This window comes from Pseudoalteromonas sp. XMcav1-K, from assembly GCF_044005875.1.
Classification (GTDB): Bacteria; Pseudomonadota; Gammaproteobacteria; order Enterobacterales; family Alteromonadaceae; genus Pseudoalteromonas; species Pseudoalteromonas spongiae.
This window is the reverse complement of sequence record NZ_JBIPJE010000029.1, coordinates 12,487-29,454: the sequence shown is the minus strand read 5'-3', so window position 1 is coordinate 29,454 and position 16,968 is coordinate 12,487. Positions and strand designations below refer to the sequence as shown.

13 protein-coding genes and 5 tRNA genes are annotated in these 16,968 nt (G+C 41.1%); 13 read left to right on the top strand and 5 right to left on the bottom strand.

Features of this window, described 5'->3' with window-relative positions; all coding sequences use genetic code 11:
• Position 1 precedes the first annotated feature (1 nt).
• From ACHSBP_RS04125 to ACHSBP_RS04075, 11 genes are all read left to right on the top strand, one after another.
• Positions 2-1,216: an aspartate kinase gene (locus tag ACHSBP_RS04125; protein ID WP_105171779.1), complete on the top strand. Its 1,215-nt coding sequence runs from the start codon at positions 2-4 to the stop codon at positions 1,214-1,216.
• A gap of 82 nt (positions 1,217-1,298) precedes the next feature.
• Complete coding sequence (gene csrA / locus ACHSBP_RS04120; RefSeq protein ID WP_010559600.1) at positions 1,299-1,490, top strand: carbon storage regulator CsrA; 192 nt, start codon at positions 1,299-1,301, stop codon at positions 1,488-1,490.
• Between the two features lie 117 nt (positions 1,491-1,607).
• Positions 1,608-3,428: a DUF885 domain-containing protein gene (locus ACHSBP_RS04115; protein WP_395388201.1), complete on the top strand. Its 1,821-nt coding sequence runs from the start codon at positions 1,608-1,610 to the stop codon at positions 3,426-3,428.
• A 169-nt stretch (positions 3,429-3,597) separates the two neighbouring features.
• Positions 3,598-3,690: transfer RNA gene (locus ACHSBP_RS04110), tRNA-Ser, on the top strand.
• Positions 3,691-3,794: 104 nt separating this feature from the next.
• A tRNA-Arg gene (locus tag ACHSBP_RS04105) sits at positions 3,795-3,871 on the top strand.
• 59 nt (positions 3,872-3,930) lie between these two features.
• Positions 3,931-4,007, top strand: a tRNA-Arg gene (locus ACHSBP_RS04100).
• Between the two features lie 59 nt (positions 4,008-4,066).
• Positions 4,067-4,143: transfer RNA gene (locus tag ACHSBP_RS04095), tRNA-Arg, on the top strand.
• A 102-nt stretch (positions 4,144-4,245) separates the two neighbouring features.
• Positions 4,246-4,322 (top strand) — tRNA-Arg (locus ACHSBP_RS04090).
• A 1,146-nt stretch (positions 4,323-5,468) separates the two neighbouring features.
• Positions 5,469-5,705, top strand: a complete 237-nt coding sequence (locus tag ACHSBP_RS04085; RefSeq protein WP_395388200.1) for an OadG family protein — start codon at positions 5,469-5,471, stop codon at positions 5,703-5,705.
• A gap of 17 nt (positions 5,706-5,722) precedes the next feature.
• Positions 5,723-7,513 (top strand): sodium-extruding oxaloacetate decarboxylase subunit alpha, encoded by a 1,791-nt coding sequence (gene oadA / locus ACHSBP_RS04080; RefSeq protein ID WP_395388199.1) that lies wholly within the window; start codon positions 5,723-5,725, stop codon positions 7,511-7,513.
• A gap of 16 nt (positions 7,514-7,529) precedes the next feature.
• Positions 7,530-8,660, top strand: a complete 1,131-nt coding sequence (locus ACHSBP_RS04075) for a sodium ion-translocating decarboxylase subunit beta (RefSeq protein WP_010559604.1) — start codon at positions 7,530-7,532, stop codon at positions 8,658-8,660.
• A gap of 236 nt (positions 8,661-8,896) precedes the next feature.
• Here ACHSBP_RS04075 and ACHSBP_RS04070 read toward each other — a convergent pair whose 3' ends face one another.
• Both ACHSBP_RS04070 and ACHSBP_RS04065 read right to left on the bottom strand, forming a co-directional pair.
• Complete coding sequence (locus ACHSBP_RS04070; protein WP_010559606.1) at positions 8,897-11,092, bottom strand: DUF6351 family protein; 2,196 nt, start codon at positions 11,090-11,092, stop codon at positions 8,897-8,899.
• A gap of 80 nt (positions 11,093-11,172) precedes the next feature.
• Positions 11,173-12,489: a peptidoglycan DD-metalloendopeptidase family protein gene (locus ACHSBP_RS04065; RefSeq protein WP_010559607.1), complete on the bottom strand. Its 1,317-nt coding sequence runs from the start codon at positions 12,487-12,489 to the stop codon at positions 11,173-11,175.
• Between the two features lie 186 nt (positions 12,490-12,675).
• Here ACHSBP_RS04065 and tyrS point away from each other — a divergent pair, with 186 nt between their 5' ends.
• Both tyrS and ACHSBP_RS04055 read left to right on the top strand, forming a co-directional pair.
• Positions 12,676-13,875: a tyrosine--tRNA ligase gene (tyrS, locus tag ACHSBP_RS04060; protein WP_010559608.1), complete on the top strand. Its 1,200-nt coding sequence runs from the start codon at positions 12,676-12,678 to the stop codon at positions 13,873-13,875.
• Between the two features lie 29 nt (positions 13,876-13,904).
• The gene (locus tag ACHSBP_RS04055) at positions 13,905-14,411 is read left to right on the top strand and encodes a methylated-DNA--[protein]-cysteine S-methyltransferase (protein ID WP_040641666.1); all 507 of its coding nucleotides are present in this window, start codon (positions 13,905-13,907) and stop codon (positions 14,409-14,411) included.
• Here the strand turns inward: ACHSBP_RS04055 and ACHSBP_RS04050 are convergent.
• From ACHSBP_RS04050 to mtnN, 3 genes are read right to left on the bottom strand one after another with little or no spacing between them, the layout of a single operon-like run.
• A complete protein-coding gene (locus ACHSBP_RS04050; protein WP_010559610.1) occupies positions 14,408-15,238 on the bottom strand; it encodes a cobalamin-binding protein in 831 nt (276 codons plus the stop codon). The genes ACHSBP_RS04055 and ACHSBP_RS04050 overlap by 4 nt on opposite strands.
• Positions 15,216-16,169 (bottom strand): cobalamin biosynthesis protein, encoded by a 954-nt coding sequence (locus ACHSBP_RS04045; RefSeq protein ID WP_010559611.1) that lies wholly within the window; start codon positions 16,167-16,169, stop codon positions 15,216-15,218. Before ACHSBP_RS04045 ends, ACHSBP_RS04050 begins: the two co-directional genes overlap by 23 nt.
• A complete protein-coding gene (gene mtnN / locus ACHSBP_RS04040) occupies positions 16,170-16,880 on the bottom strand; it encodes a 5'-methylthioadenosine/S-adenosylhomocysteine nucleosidase (protein WP_395388198.1) in 711 nt (236 codons plus the stop codon).
• Positions 16,881-16,968 lie beyond the last annotated feature (88 nt).

Below are 16,968 nucleotides of genomic sequence, written 5' to 3'. Positions count from 1 at the left end.
CTTGGCGTTATTAGTTAAAAAATTTGGCGGCACTTCAGTTGGTTCTATCGAGCGTATTGAAGCTGTCGCTGACCTTGTTGTACGTTCTAAACAGCAAGGGCATCAAATTGTCGTAGTAGTGTCGGCAATGTCCGGCGAAACCAACCGTTTAATTAACCTCGCAAATCAAATTGACTCCAGTCCAAGTTCTCGCGAACTCGATGTACTGCTCACTACCGGTGAACAAGTTTCAGTGGCCCTTCTTGCCATGGCGATTATCAAACGCGGTCATTCTGCGATTAGCTTACTTGCTGATCAAGCAGGTATTATGACGGATAATCTATTTGGTAAAGCGCGTATTCAGATGATCCCGCCAAAGCGTTTGAATCAAGAGCTTGAGCAAGGTCGCATTGTGATCCTTGCGGGATTTCAAGGGCGTGACATTGAAGGAAATATCACCACGCTTGGCCGCGGAGGCACGGATACAACAGCGGTAGAAGTGGCAGCAGCAATTAACGCGGATGAATGCCAAATTTATACTGATGTAAATGGTGTTTATACAACCGATCCACGAGTTGAGCCAAAAGCAAAACGAATGGATTATGTTACCTTCGAAGAAATGCTGGAGCTTGCTAGCTTAGGTGCAAAAGTACTGCAAATTCGTTCAGTGGAAGCTGCTGGTAGGCATAACCTACCTTTACGTGTGCTTTCAACATTTGAGCCGGATCACGGAACACTGATTAGTTATGAGGAAAACCCTATGAATTCTAAAGTAGTTTCAGGCATCGCGTTTAGTAAAGATGAAGTACTAATTAAAGTGCATAATTTGGATAATACGCCTGAACAACTCGCTGAATTATTAGAAGTATTCTCTGATAATAATATAGAAATTGACATGATCAGTAATTTTTCCTGCAAAGGCGATAAAGTCGGCTATGCTTTAACTGTACATGCAGTCGATTCGCAGTTGGCAGAAAAGTTAATTAAACAAAATCTTACAACTCTTAATGCGGATTCAGTTACAGTTAATGAAACTGTTGCTAAGATTTCTATAGTTGGCATAGGAATGAAATCTAATGCTGGGGTAGCAGGAAGGCTATTTCGTGCATTAGCGAATGAAAATATTAACGTTCAACTTATTTCAACGTCAGAGATAAAAGTCTCAGTTTTAGTAGATGAGAAGTACCTAGAATTGGGAGTTAGAGCTTTACATAGTGCTTTTTCTTTAGACCAGTAAAAGTTTCTAACTTTTTGAATAATATTCATGTAAAATGGAATTGATACGGAATCTTTAAACTTTGGATATTTAGGAGCAAAGAATGCTAATTTTGACTCGTCGCGTAGGTGAAACCCTAATGATTGGGGATGAAGTTACAGTTACTGTACTTGGCGTAAAAGGAAATCAAGTACGTATCGGTGTTAATGCACCAAAAGATGTTTCAGTACATCGTGAAGAAATTTATATGCGTATTCAAGCTGAGAAAGCAGGTGCTGAACCAGGCAACGAATAGTTTAAAGCAGAATTTTAAGAGCCAGCATTTTATGCTGGCTTTTTTTGTTTTTATTGTATTGTCAGAGCCTTGTGGGCTGATATGATGTATACAATTTTAACAATCAGACAGAACGCTATGATCAAACAAACTTCTCTCGCGTTTGCTGTAGGCCTTGCACTAACAGGCTGTATGGATACGCAAACAACTACACAAAAAACATCAGCCGAACAAGCGGCAGCAGAGCAATCAGCTCAAGCCTCAGAAAATCAAAAACTAAATCAACTGGTAGAAACTTACTTCGATGAAGCGTTAGCATTTTCACCTGTGTCAGGTACTTATGTCGGTGAGTCTCAGTACAATAATCAGTGGAGCCCGGCAATTAATGAAGAGAATAGAGCAAAAGCCACTGCATTTACTAAAAAGTATCAAGCTAAACTTGCTGAAATTGACGCATCAAAACTAACAGGGCAAGACCTACTAAGTTATCAAATTTTCGAGCGTGACTTAGCACTATCACTTGAAGCGGAGCAATTTCCTAGTTACTTAATTCCCATTGATCAAATGGCGGGTCAGCATAATACCTTTGCAAGCCTTGGCTCGGGCAAAAGTGCGCAACCGTTTTCTACTAAAGCCCAGTTTGACGATTTTATTGGCCGTGCAAATGGTTTTGTAACTTGGCTTGAAAGTGTTGAAGCAAATATGCGCGAAGGTATGAAGCAAAATGTGACTTTGCCGCAAGTACTAGCCAAAAAACTACTGCCACAATTCCAAGCGCACGTTGTAACGGATCATACGCAAAGTGTTTTTTGGATGCCTGTGGCTGAAATGCCAGACAGTGTTTCAGCAAAAGATAAAGCGCAAATCGAAGAAGACTATCAAGCGCTTATTCTGAACACGCTGGTACCAGCATACGCAAAAATGGCTAAATTTTTAGAGCAAGAATACATTCCAGCTGCAAATGAGAAAGTAGGCTATGCAAACTTACCAAATGGTAAAGCTTGGTACGAGTTTTTAATTAAGCAACACACCACGCTTGATTTAAATGCCGATGAAATTCACGAAATTGGTTTGAGTGAAGTAGAGCGCATTTTAAATGAAATGAAAGGCGTAAAAGAAGCCGTTGGCTTTGAAGGTGATTTAGCCGCATTTTTTGTTCATTTACGTGATAGCGATGAATTCTACTATGATAAGCCTGAAGACCTTGTAAAAGCGTATGAAGATGTAAAAGTTAAGATTGATGCTAAGTTGCCAAAACTCTTCGATATCGCGCCTAAGGCAGATTACGTAGTTAAACCAGTAGAAGCATTTAGAGCGGCGTCTGCAGCGGGTGCTTCTTACCAAGCCCCAGCACCAGATGGTTCAAGACCAGGTGTGTTTTACATCAATACACATAACCTAAAAGCGCAGCCTAAGTTTTTACTTGAAACGCTCTCTATTCACGAGGCAGCGCCTGGTCACCATTTCCAAATTGCACTACAACAAGAAGTGGAAGGTTTACCACGCTTTAGAAAGTTTGGTGGCTACACCGTGTTTGCTGAAGGCTGGGCACTGTATGCTGAAAGCTTAGGTAAAGAGCTAGGCTTATTTACTGACCCTTACATGTGGTACGGACGTTTAGTCGATGAGCAATTACGTGCGATGCGCCTGGTATTAGATACCGGTTTCCATGCCAAAGGTTGGACTCGTGAGCAGGGTATTGAATACATGAAAGCAAATTCATCTATGGCTGAAAGTGACATTATTTCAGAAGTTGAGCGTTATATCGGTTGGCCTGGTCAAGCGCTATCATATAAGTTGGGTGAATTTAAAATCCGCGAGCTTCGTGAAAAAGCAAAAGCAGCGCTTGGTGACAAATTTGATATTAAAGCGTTCCATACACAAATTCTAATTGATGGTGCACTGCCAATGCCGATTTTAGAAGCTAAACTAGATAGCTGGATTGAAAGTGTAAAATAGGCAAATTTAAGTAGCAGTTTCGGCTGCTACTTAATACAAAAACTTGTATATTATAGCCGCCTTAGCTACAAAAATAAGCAAACTGCATATTCTGTGAACGAACAGAAAAAATATGACTAAAATTGTTTGACTTATTTTCAATAGGCTTTAATATACGCACCCACAAGACGGAGAGGTGGCCGAGTGGCCGAAGGCGCTCCCCTGCTAAGGGAGTATAGGGTTTGTAGCCCTATCGAGGGTTCGAATCCCTCCTTCTCCGCCATGTCTTGTACGAGCTCGTAGAACAATTGGATAGTTTATCTAAGTTAAGTTGGCTACGAACAAAGTTCGTGTACATCAGAGTAAGATGTAAAAACTAAAAATTTAGGACGCGTAGCTCAGCTGGATAGAGTACCTGGCTACGAACCAGGCGGTCGGAGGTTCGAATCCTCCCGCGTCCGCCACTTTACTAAAGTGGTTAAATAAATAGTCATCGGCTAAGATGTAAAGTTAGAAATATCACGGACGCGTAGCTCAGCTGGATAGAGTACCTGGCTACGAACCAGGCGGTCGGAGGTTCGAATCCTCCCGCGTCCGCCACTTTACTAAAGTGGTTAAATAAATAGTCATCGGCTAAGATGTAAAATTAGAAATATCGCGGACGCGTAGCTCAGCTGGATAGAGTACCTGGCTACGAACCAGGCGGTCGGAGGTTCGAATCCTCCCGCGTCCGCCACTTCTTTTGAAGTGACATCAACCGACAAACGTCGGTTTTTTTGTCTCTATGATTTAATAGAAACAAACATCAGGGTTAGATGTAAAAACTAAAGCATACTGCGGACGCGTAGCTCAGCTGGATAGAGTACCTGGCTACGAACCAGGCGGTCGGAGGTTCGAATCCTCCCGCGTCCGCCACTTCTTATGAAGTGATATCAACCGACGAAAGTCGGTTTTTTTATGTCTGAAATTCAATGAAACGAAACTGTAAACGCGTAGCCCTGCTGGATAGAGTACCGGCTACGAACCAGGCGGTCAGAGGTTCATTCTTTTAGGTAAATAAGTCCCGCGTCCGCCACTTCTTCTGAAGTGACATCAACCATTGAGCGTCGGTTTTTTGGTGCCTAAAATTCATTACTTATTTATACCTAGATCGAGTTGGCTACGAACAAGGTTCGTAAACATCAGTGTTAGATGTAAAAACTAAAGTATACTGCGGACGCGTAGCTCAGCTGGATAGAGTACCTGGCTACGAACCAGGCGGTCGGAGGTTCATTCTTTTAGGTAAATAAGTCCCGCGTCCGCCACTTCTTATGAAGTGAGAACAACCATTGAGCGTCGGTTTTTTTATGTCTGAAATTCAATGAAACGAAACTGTAAACGCGTAGCCCTGCTGGATAGAGTATCTGGCTACGAACCAGGCGGTCGGAGGTTCACTCTTTTAGGTAAATAAGTCCCGCGTCGACCATTTATTTTAGGAGACATTAACCAATTTTGAGTGGTTGCCGATATGTGAAATTCAGTTATTCTCTTTCTCAAATCTCAAATCTCAAATCTCAAATCTCAAATCTCAAATCTCAAATCTCAAATCTCAAATCTCAAATCTCAAATCTCAAATCTCAAATCAGTCACAAATGTATCTGGCTAAATTGCCTATTTTCAAGCGCTTTTCATTGTTACTTTACGTTAACGTAAAGTGTACTTTGAATTTGAATAACCATTCTTATCGAACAGTATAAGTTAGAACATAAAAATTGGTCTTACCAATTTGATGTGTTATTTCTAGAATAACTCATTCCGAATAGACTGATTTGATTATAACGCTAGGTGTTTAATTTCTATTGCCTAGCTAGTTAAGTATGACTAATCATGGGGCAAAATAAGTCATGAAATAAGCTCATGTTTGTCATCTTTTTAGCCTATTGTTAATGGAGTGTTTAATAATGTATAGTGTTGTGAATTGGTTTTACCAATTGACAACTAAGTTTAAGTGATCAATATTGATTGCCAATTTTGAATAGTTATTAAAAATATTTAACTAAAAATTCTTGATTGAGGTGGGGAATGGACGTATCAGAATTGCTGTTAGAGGCGGCTGTTTTAATGTTTACAGGTATGGTGGTGGTATTTGTCTTTTTGACGATACTAATTTTTACCATCAAAGCAATGTCTAAAGTACTTGCGAATTTTCAAACGCCTGAGGTAACGCCAAATCCAGTTAAATTATCTGGGAATCAAGTACCAACAAGCCACGTAGCTGCGATTGCCGCGGCAGTTAAGCAATACCGCGAAAAGCAATAATAAGAAGGGGCCAAATCATGTCACAACTAAAATTAACCGAATTAGTACTGCGCGATGCACACCAGTCATTACTCGCGACCCGTTTACGCTTAGAAGATATGTTACCAATTGCTGAAAAGCTAGATAAAGTAGGTTATTGGTCAATGGAATCGTGGGGCGGGGCGACGTTTGACGCATGTATTCGTTATTTAGGTGAAGATCCTTGGCACCGCATTCGTGCGTTAAAAGCGGCAATGCCGAATACCAAACAGCAAATGTTGCTTCGTGGTCAAAACTTATTAGGTTACCGTCATTATGCTGATGACGTGGTAGAGCGTTTTGTTGAACGAGCACATAAAAACGGTGTCGACGTTTTTCGTATTTTTGATGCAATGAATGATGTGCGTAATTTAGAAACTGCTATTAAGTCGGCGGTAAAAGTAGGGGCACATGCACAAGGTACAATCTCATACACAGTTAGCCCTGTGCACAATCTGCAAATGTGGCTTGATCAAGCAAAACAATTGGAAGATTTAGGCGTTCACTCTATTTGTATTAAAGATATGGCGGGTCTGCTTAATCCGTACGATGCAGAAAAACTAATTACCGGTTTAAAAGAGACCGTTGCTGTACCAATCGCAATGCAATGTCACGCAACTACCGGACTAAGCACCGCAACGTATCAAAAGGCGATTGATGCTGGTATTGATATGCTTGATACAGCAATCTCAAGTATGAGTATGACCTATGGTCACAGCGCTACTGAAACGATTGTATCAATCGTAGAGAATACTGACCGTGCAACCGGCCTTGATATGAACTTACTGGAAGAAATTGCTGCGTACTATAGAGACGTACGTAAGAAATACGCTAAGTTCGAAGGCAGTCTAAAAGGCGTTGATGGCCGTATTTTGTTAGCGCAAGTGCCAGGTGGCATGTTAACAAATATGGAAAATCAGCTTAAAGAACAAGGCGCTGACGATAAATTAGACGATGTATTGTTGGAAATTCCTAAAGTGCGTGAAGATCTTGGCTTTTTACCGCTTGTTACACCTACATCGCAAATTGTTGGTACCCAAGCAGTGTTAAATGTTTTAACCGGTGAACGTTACAAGTCAATCACCAAAGAGACCGCTGGTGTGCTTAAAGGCGAATACGGTTCTACCCCTGCGCCAGTAAATAAAGAATTGCAAGAGCGTGTACTTGATGGCGCAGAGCCAATCACGTGTCGCCCTGCAGATCAAATTGAACCAGAACTCAGTAAATTAGAGCAAGAGCTTGATGAAATTGCACAAAAAGATAAATTAGATTTAGCTGATGATGTGATTGATGATGTATTAACGTATGCATTATTTCCGCAAATTGGTTTGAAATATCTGAAAAACAGAAATAATCCTGAGGCATTTGAGCCAGCACCAAGTAATGAGCCACTGCCTACCGAGCAGGTACCTGCGCCAAAACCAAGTGGTAAAACAGAGCATTACAGCATCAGCGTTGATGGCAAAGTGTATGCAGTAAGTGTTGCCCCAAGTGGTGAACTTACCAATATTCAGCCAGCACCAAGTGCATCGAGCCAACACACAGATGTATTACCTCAATCAACTTCTGTTGATGCTGCCGAAACGCTAAATTCTCCGCTGTCTGGCAATATTTTTAAAGTGAATGCCAAGCCTGGTCAAAAAGTGGCGAAAGGCGACGTTGTGATCATTATGGAAGCGATGAAAATGGAAACTGAAGTTCGTGCAGCTAAAGATGGCACTATCGCAGAAATATTTGTATCTGAAGGGGATTCAGTTGCAACTGGCGAACCTTTATTGTCGCTAGCGTAAAGGTTGGGGAGTTGTAATGGAAAACTTAATAACCTTATGGCAAGCCACAGGTATTGCCAACTTAGAACTTCCTCAGCTGATTATGATGCTGGTTGGCGCACTGTTACTGTACCTTGCAATTGTGCGCAACTTTGAGCCATTGTTATTAGTGCCTATTGGTTTTGGGGCAATCTTAACCAACATTCCACTAGCTGGGTTATCAGAAGCCGGTGGATTGCTGTACTACGTGTATAAAATTGGTATTGATTCAGGGGTGTTCCCGCTGCTTATTTTTATGGGAGTAGGCGCGCTTACTGACTTTAGTGCATTGATTGCTAACCCTAAAATGTTGCTGTTAGGTGCAGCGGCACAATTTGGAATTTTTGCCACCTTATTTGGCGCGATTTTCTTAAACTACATTCCAGGTTTTGAATTTACGCTACAAGATGCATCGGCAATTGCCATTATTGGTGGTGCAGATGGTCCAACGGCTATCTTCTTAGCGTCTAAACTTGCCCCTGATCTATTGGGTGCAATTGCTGTTGCTGCGTATTCTTATATGGCGTTAGTGCCGATTATTCAGCCGCCAATTATGAAGTTGTTTACCACAGAAGAAGAACGCAATATTGAAATGCCACAGTTACGCCACGTTAGCAAAGCGGAAAAAGTGATATTTCCATTATTAGTGCTAGTGCTTATTGCCATGTTCTTGCCAGCAGCTGCACCACTTGTGGGTATGTTCTGCTTAGGTAATTTAATGCGTGAGTCAGGTGTGGTGGATCGTTTGAGTAAAACCGCGCAAAACGAGCTGATTAATATTACAACCATATTCCTTGGCTTGGCTGTTGGTTCAAAACTTGCGGCTGATCAGTTTTTAACAGTTGAAACCTTAGGTATCTTAGCACTTGGCGCGGTGGCGTTTGGTATTGGTACGGGTTCAGGTGTTCTGATGGCAAAGGCAATGAATAAATTTAGTAAAACACCTATCAATCCATTAGTTGGTGCGGCGGGCGTATCTGCAGTACCAATGGCTGCACGTGTTGTTAACAAAGTTGGTTTAGAAGCAAACCCACATAACTTTTTACTAATGCATGCAATGGGTCCAAATGTGGCAGGCGTATTAGGCAGTGCAGTTGCTGCCGGTATATTACTTGCCATGGTGGGATAAGTTTCATCGTAGAGCTCAACCAGCTCATTTTGCGGCCGTTAATTCGGCCGCTTTTTTATCTTCACTTTTCTCGGTACAATCACTCATAAAGCTAGACCGTAAAGGTCAACACGCGCTAATACATTGGACTGTTTTAATGAATGTTTTTATTTTGTTGATTGCGCTTTTCGTGGCGTTAATCGTGATTATTCCCCTAATTGAGAAATCAGGTGTACGCTTCTCAGATCAGCAAACGGCTAAGATCGCCCGTTGGATTTGGCCACTTGTGATGATTTCAATGGTGGTAAGTCTGATTTATCATTTAGTACGTTAAACGGATTACCTAAATCAGGTTTATCGTAATCACACACACCATCGGGAAAAGTGCGCTTTAGTTCAGCAAGGTAGGGCGTCATATCGATGGGCGCATACACTCCGTTTGCTACCGCTTTTTCTACAGCAATACGCTGACATTTAAAAATACTGCCAGAAAATGGCCCGCCGGCTTGAATTCGTGAATTAGTATAAATGGGAAAATGTTTTGTACATGCACCTGCTGGCTGATTATTCCAGTTTCCGTGCCAGACATTTTCACCTTGCGCGATTATCCCACCCGACTTATTAAAACAGCGATCGCTTGCATCATCAGGTGCTTGCTGAGTACTCAACCATTTATCAATAACAGAAAAAGCTTCATTGAGTGGTGTGTAGTGCTTATCAGCAATCCAAATACGGTGGTTTTTGAGATGCCCTTGTTGTTTTAAGATTCTAAGTCGCGTGGCAAATGACGTAGAGATATGGTGCATATCAAGCTGATCTTCGAGGTAGTGATGAATATCGATTGTAGGTATGCTGTTAAATCCCAAATACACTTGACCATAGCGATAAGCTTGTCTTACAGCAGCTAGGTTCGCCACCGTACGCTTGGCTGGTTTTTTTCCTGCAACATAGATATTGTGCCGGCTCCACTGTGTAAGCCAAATAGGGGTTTTTACAAATGGAAAAAACAGTAGTTGTTCAGGGCGCTGCTCTGTTTGTGCTTTCCACCCACCAATATGATAATTTAAATGCAAAAACTCAGTCGCTGATAAACTGCCTTGTTTAAGGCCATTTAAGCCATATTGAACCCCTTGGTTATCCCAAAGAGCGGGTGCACTTGTTGCAGCATTAGGTGCTTGTGTTATTAAGGCCAAATCTTGCCAATAACTCCAGTTAGTTTGGTGATTAACCGTTTGGCTAAATAAAGGCTTTAGAAAGCCTTGTGCGGGATTATTAACAAGGCTGCTTAGCCCAAAGTAGCCATGCACACACTCGCTATATATTTTAGGGCGATAAAACGCCTTACCTGTGAGAAATTGATTTATTGGCGTATAAAACCAAGATTTATGTTCAATCTCGGCATTGTTTAAACCTTCAATTGCACGTTTTTTGTCACTGTTATCCCAGTTAGCTAAATCACTTTTAAAGTGGTAATAGGTATTGAATAAGTCGCAATCAAGGGCATAAATCGTTTGTGACACCATATCTGGGTAGGAATAGAGCGGTATGGCTGCATCAATTAAACCAGGGCTATTTTGTGCAATTAAGTACTGTGCCAAACCGCCACCCGAGCCACCAATGCCAACGGTGTAAATGGGTTTGCCATAAAGTGCTTCAAATTGTTTTTTTACCCGCCATGCAGTGTCTTCGGCAAGCAGCATATTATAAGTGTAGCTGGTTTTGTTGGCGCTTGAGGTGATCACTGCATAGCCGTTATGTAGTTGGCTAAAGCGCCGCTGTAATAGTTTTTTGGGATTTACTTTGCCTTGGCGAAAGCCAATACCAACACCGCCAGCAAATTGATAAATAAGTTTTTTGTTCCAAAGAGAGCTTGTTCGCCAAGTGTTAAATTCCGTTTTTTTGATTGGCATTGCAATGGTATAAATATGCCGATTTATCGTGCCTTGCTCTAACCTGATGAGTTGCTGATTGCTATCGAATTGGTGTTTATCAAGGGATGAAGAATCGGTAATTTCTTCACTTTCGCCGTTTAAATTCACTACAAAGTAGCGCAATGTTGAGGGCACTAAACAGTCTTTGCTGTAGCCAATTACGGTGTTGCTTAAGCTGCCGTCTGAATTTTCTCTGAAAACCGCAGTGCCGAGCGCTTGTTGATTATCGACTAAGGGCTGTCCAAGCCCTGAGCGAACAGTATCACATGAGAATGGATAACGATTGTTACCGGCGTAAAGAGGCTTTATCGGACCAACATCACCGAGCGCAATGGGGTATTGAGTATTATCAGCCGGGCGCGGGGTTGTGCGAAGGTGATTAGTGACATTTATGCGATTAGATTGCTGTTCGGGAGCGGTATTTAGTACGCGAAACTGTGAATGGGGCACAGGCGTACACGTTAACAATAAAGAGCAAAAGGTGATCAGCATTAAGCGTTTAATAAGCACAAATAACAACATAACTACCTCCTGCATTAAGTATAGGCAGAAGATTTTTGCTCTGTTAGAACGAATAAGGCACCGTTAGGTGCCTTATTATTCTATTTTGCTAATGCGAGTTGTAACTCTCTGTTTTTCTGTAAACTTACAAGCATCTCTTGCGCGTATGGCCTGAAATTAGCAAGTTCAGATTTAGGCAGTGATTGTGCCTTTGGTAACTTAACTGTTCGTGGATTACGGTGTACACCGTTAACTAAAAACTCATAATGTAAGTGAGCGCCAGTAACGCGACCGGTTGCCCCAACAGTACCAATTAGTTCACCTTGTTTAACTTTTTCGCCGCGTTTTACCTTGCGTTTATGCAGGTGTAAGTACTTAGTCACATATTGTTGACCATGACGAATAAATACATAGTTACCATTATATTTATTGTAACCCGCTTTAATCACAGTACCGTTACCCGCAGCAACCACTGGTGTGCCAGTTTTCGCTGCGTAATCGATACCGCGATGCGCTTTAACACGGCCTGTAACAGGGTGCTTGCGACGTGGGTTGAAGTTCGAGCTTATATATCTAAAGTTAACAGGAGCTCGTAAAAATGCTTTACGTAAGCTACGGCCTTCAGGGGTATAGAAATTATCATCGGTATGACGCACCGCGGCATAGCTTTCGCCTTGGTTAACGAATTCAGCAGCAAGAATTTTACCGGTACCAATAAACTCACCATCAACGTAGTGGTTTTCATAGATCAGAGTGAAAGCATCGCCTTTACGAAGATCGTTGGCAAAGTCGATATCCCAACCAAAAATATTGGCAAAGCTAATAATTTGTTTTTCATTTAGACCAGCGCTAAGACCTGCGTTCCAAAAACTCGAATCAATCGTGCCCGACGCGTAATCAGTACGTTTTTCAATTGCTTTTTTGTCTAGGCTAGAGCTAATGGTTTGATCGTCATTAAGTTTAACGACCAAAGTTTCTGTACGGCTAATTTGATAGTTTAACTGAATTAATTCGTTGTTTTCGTTAGCTGCGAAAAATAGTGAGTCACCAGGGTGAATTTTAGTTAACTGTTTATTGAGTTTGTTGGCATTAACTATTTTATGAAGTGTGGAAGCCGAAAAACCTGCGCGTTTAAATATTTTAGCTAGGTTATCGCCTTTTTTAACTTTGAATTCTTTAAAATTAAGTGTTACTTCTGGCAACACCTCTTCTGCTTTGGCGGAAACAGCTTCTTGTTCTAACTTTTCTACTTCAATTGCTAATTCATAACGCTTGCCGATTTCTAGCGCATCATGATTTGTATGCCTTGATGCGCTCGCCTTCTCAGAGGGTAGCAGCACCAATGCGGAAATAAATGTAACTACCCCAGCGAGCAACAATTTATGTTTTTTCGGTAGTTTTTGTACTTGCAAAACCATAATGTGCCTTTTGCTACATTAATTAAATAAAAGTGAATAAAATCAGAATAACCTTATATCACCTGTAGCGCCAGTGTTTTGTGCATTTAAAGTGACCAAAATATAGGGTAGAATCAAGAAATTGTTATCTTAAAAATGAATTTTTTGCAAAAGTGCGGCAACGTGCTTTTTCGAATGGAGAAATACATGGCTGATATCCAAGCAGCGTTAGCAGAAATAAAGCGTGGCGCTGAAGAGATCCTGATTGAAGATGAGTTAGTTGAAAAATTAAAGTCAGGTAAAAAATTAAAAATTAAAGCAGGCTTCGATCCAACGGCACCGGATCTTCACTTAGGTCATACTGTGTTAATCAATAAAATGAAAACTTTCCAAGACTTAGGTCACGAAGTTATCTTTTTGATTGGTGATTTCACAGGCATGATTGGTGACCCTACAGGTAAAAATGTAACGCGTAAGCCACTTACTCGTGACGATGTACTTGCTAATGCTGAAACATACAAAGAGCAAGTATTTAAAATTTTAGACCCTGCGAAAACTACGGTTGCATTCAACTCACAGTGGATGGAGAACCTAGGTGCAGCAGGTATGATCAAACTAGCTGCGCGTCAAACGGTTGCGCGTATGTTAGAGCGTGACGATTTCAAAAAGCGTTATGCAGGCGGTCAGTCAATTGCTATTCACGAGTTCCTGTACCCATTGGTACAAGGTTGGGATTCAGTTGCATTAGAAGCAGATGTTGAACTCGGTGGCACCGATCAGCGTTTTAACTTGCTAATGGGTCGTGAGCTACAAAAAGACGAAGGTCAAAAACCACAAACCGTATTAATGATGCCTTTACTTGAAGGTACTGACGGCGTTCAAAAGATGTCTAAGTCATTAGGTAACTATATTGGTATTACTGATGAGCCAAATGATATGTTTGGTAAAGTAATGTCGATTTCAGATGATCTAATGTGGCGTTACTACGAGCTACTTAGCGCATTAAGCATTGAAGAAATTGATGCACTGAAAGAAAAGGTAGCAAATGGCACAAATCCACGTGATATCAAAATTGAATTCGCGAAAGAGATGATTGCACGCTTCCATTCAGAAGAAGCTGCTGAAGGTGCGCACCAAGATTTCATTAAACGTTTCCAAAAGAATGCGCTGCCGGATGATATTCCAGAAGTAACGATCACTGCAGATGGCGAATTAACCATTGCAAGCTTACTAAAAGAAGTAGGTCTAGTGGCAAGTACATCTGAAGCAATTCGCATGATCAAGCAAGGTGCGGTAAAGATTAACGCGAAAGAAAAAGTTTCAGACAGCAAAATGTTGATTGAAGCTGGCACAACGGAAGTTTACCAAGTTGGTAAACGTAAGTTCGCAAAAGTAACTGTTAATTAATGAGAGCCCACGAAAGTGGGCTTTTTTATATGTCTAAAATATTAACGACCGAATATTTAAGCCCTGTAGGCAAATTACTAATAGGCTCGATTGATGAGCAATTATGTTTGTGTGACTGGCAAGAGCGAAAAGCCCGCAGCACTGTTGATAGTCGTTTAGCGAAAGGATTAAGCGCAGAGTTTGTTTGTGCAAACAGTGATTTTAACCAGCAGGCTATAAATCAACTAGAAGCTTACTTTGCAGGTGATTTAAATCAGTTTTCAATTCCTTTAAAGCTGGTGGGTACTCACTTTCAAAAGTTAGTTTGGCAGGGGTTACAAGCAATTGGATATGGTCAAACGCAAAGCTACGGTGAATTGGCAACAAAGCTTAATATGCCAAGTGCCGTGCGAGCAGTTGCGAATGCCAATGGTGCTAACGCAATTTCGATTATTGTGCCATGCCACCGTATTATTGGCAGCAATGGCAAGCTAACGGGTTACGCCGGTGGTTTAGCCGCGAAAAAGCGATTACTCGAAATTGAGGGGGTTAGTTAGTTTTGAAAGGCGCTGACCTTTTCGCATAACTCATTTGCGGCAATAAGCACTCGATTGGTGTAGCGGTGTAAGTGATCTGGGTTGAGTTTTATTATTTGACCTTTTTTAACCGCTGGAATCGAATTCATATCACGCCAAATCTTTGCTTGTGTGTTGTCTTCATCCATCTCTGAAATCACAATAAATTCTGGCTGTTTTAACATGACCTGCTCTTTATTAACGGTTGGGTAATTAACCGAGCTGTCGGCAAATACATTGCTAAGGCCGCAGATGTCAAAAATTTGATTAACTAAAGTATGTTTATTGGCTGTCATAATCGGTGTATGCCAAAGTTGAAAAAATGCAGTGGCAGGCTTTTCTTTTTGATAGCGCGTTTTTAACTCGCTAATCTCACGTTTAAATTGTGATGTGTAGTCAATAGCTTTATTTTTGGCGTTTAATGTTTCGCCGAGCGCAAGCACTTCGTTTTCTATATCTTCTAAAGTATGTGGGTTGGAAATAAACACATTTAAACCCAGCTTTTTCATTTTCTCAATTTGGCCAAGTTTAGCGTTAGAGCGCCAAACCAGCACAAGTTCAGGGTTTAACTCAACTAACTTGGCTAGGTTAATACCATTAGCATCGGCAATTTCTGGGTGCTTTTTGGCATCTTCAGGAAAATCACTGTAACTGCTTACGGCGACAATATTTTCACCTAATCCTAGCGAGTATGTCCATTCAGTTAAATGGGGGGCAAGTGATGCAATGCGTTTAGGCGTCGCTGAAAGCGGTAAGCTTAACAATAAAGTTAAAACAAATATAAGCTTAGAGATGGTTAGTCGCGGCATAAATAATTTCCAAGAAAAGAATAAGGCAAAGCCAAAATGCACTGGCAAACATCAGTGCGTTTTTCGCTTGTTTAATTGCTTTTTGCTGTGGCAGTGTTTTAGGTCCGATGCGTGTTTTGCTGTAGCGCTTACCAGAGTAAAAAGCAGGGCCACCAAGTTGTACGTCAAGATATCCACTAAGACAAGCAAGCAAAAAACACGAGTTTTTCTGATAACCATTATCTACAAATAGCGCTAAGTAACGAAAACCTCGGGTTTTAGGTTTAAGCAGTAAAGGCAAGCAAAAAAGCCTAAGCGGTAAAAATTCTAAGTAATAAATAACGGCGTTGGTTGCGTTACTGAACTGGCTATCTGGTGGCGCAGTTTTAGAAAAAACATTGGCACAATGTAAAAATAGGCAATAAATAAGTGCCGCGTTAAAACCCAAGCAGTAATAAAGAACAAGCGGCAAAAAAAAGTGGCGAAAATAGCTTAAACTTTGGTGTTCAATGATTGCTTTTATTAATCCAGACTCTGATAAGTTGTTACTATCACGACGTAAAAACTGGCTTAAAATATCGCGTACCACGGGCTTTTGTTGTTGTGTTAATAGCCATGCTGCGCGTTTTAATTTAGCGTTAGTGTAAGGATTGTTAATCAGTAATAATAAGATTAACAACTCAAACGCAACGGGATATTGCGCAAAGCTTGTGATGCCAATCGCCAAGATTGCGATGCAGCCTACAATTAAACAGCTTAATAATAATGAAGAAAAGGATGCGTACACATTCGATGCGTTTGCATCATAAATACGCCCAGCCATTTTGCTTATCAGTAGGCGAAAAAACGGTGTAGGGTGATATTGCGAGGGGATAACTAACACTGAGCTAACCAGCGCAAGCAATATTGTTTGCCATGCGCTGGTTGAAAAAAAGGGCAGCTCAAATGCCACTTACAGAGAGACCTGCTTTAGATTTTTTAACAGTGCAATCACCATCTCTGATGAGTTTTCTGATGCTTTCACTAAATAAGACTCGAATGATTCTGGTGATTCTTTACCAGCAATATCTGACAGCGAGCGAATCACTACAAATGGTGTATTTAGCTGATGACATACTTGTGCAATTGCTGCACCTTCCATTTCAACCGCTAACATATTTGGAAATTGTTCGCGTGTTTTGTCAATGCGCACAGGATCACACATAAATGAATCACCGGTACAAATTTGGCCAACCATTGTTTTAATGCCTTTCGACATTTCAGCAATCGCTTTTTCAGCACTTTCTACAAGTGTTTTATGCGCAATAAACGCTGGTGGCATTTGTGGTACTTGACCCATTTCATAACCAAAAGCAATAACATCAACATCGTGATGACGCACTTCACTTGAAATAACCACATCGCCAACGTTCAGGCTTTGCTCAAAACCACCTGCAGAACCAGTGTTGATAATGCAATCTGGTGCGAACAACTCAATCATTAGCGTAGTAGCGAGTGCCGAAGCCACTTTACCAATACCAGATTGAACTAAAATGACGTTTTGCTCAGCAAGTTGACCTTGGTAAAACGTGAAGCTACCGCGCTCCGTAATTTTAGTGTTTTCAATCGCAGCTTTTAAAATAGCTACTTCTGGCTCCATTGCGCCAATAATACCGATTTTCATAATGGTTACGCCTATTAATAGGGAATAAATAAAATATGGCGGAATTATAGCTAGGTTACTAATAAATTCACAGACAAAATAAAACCCG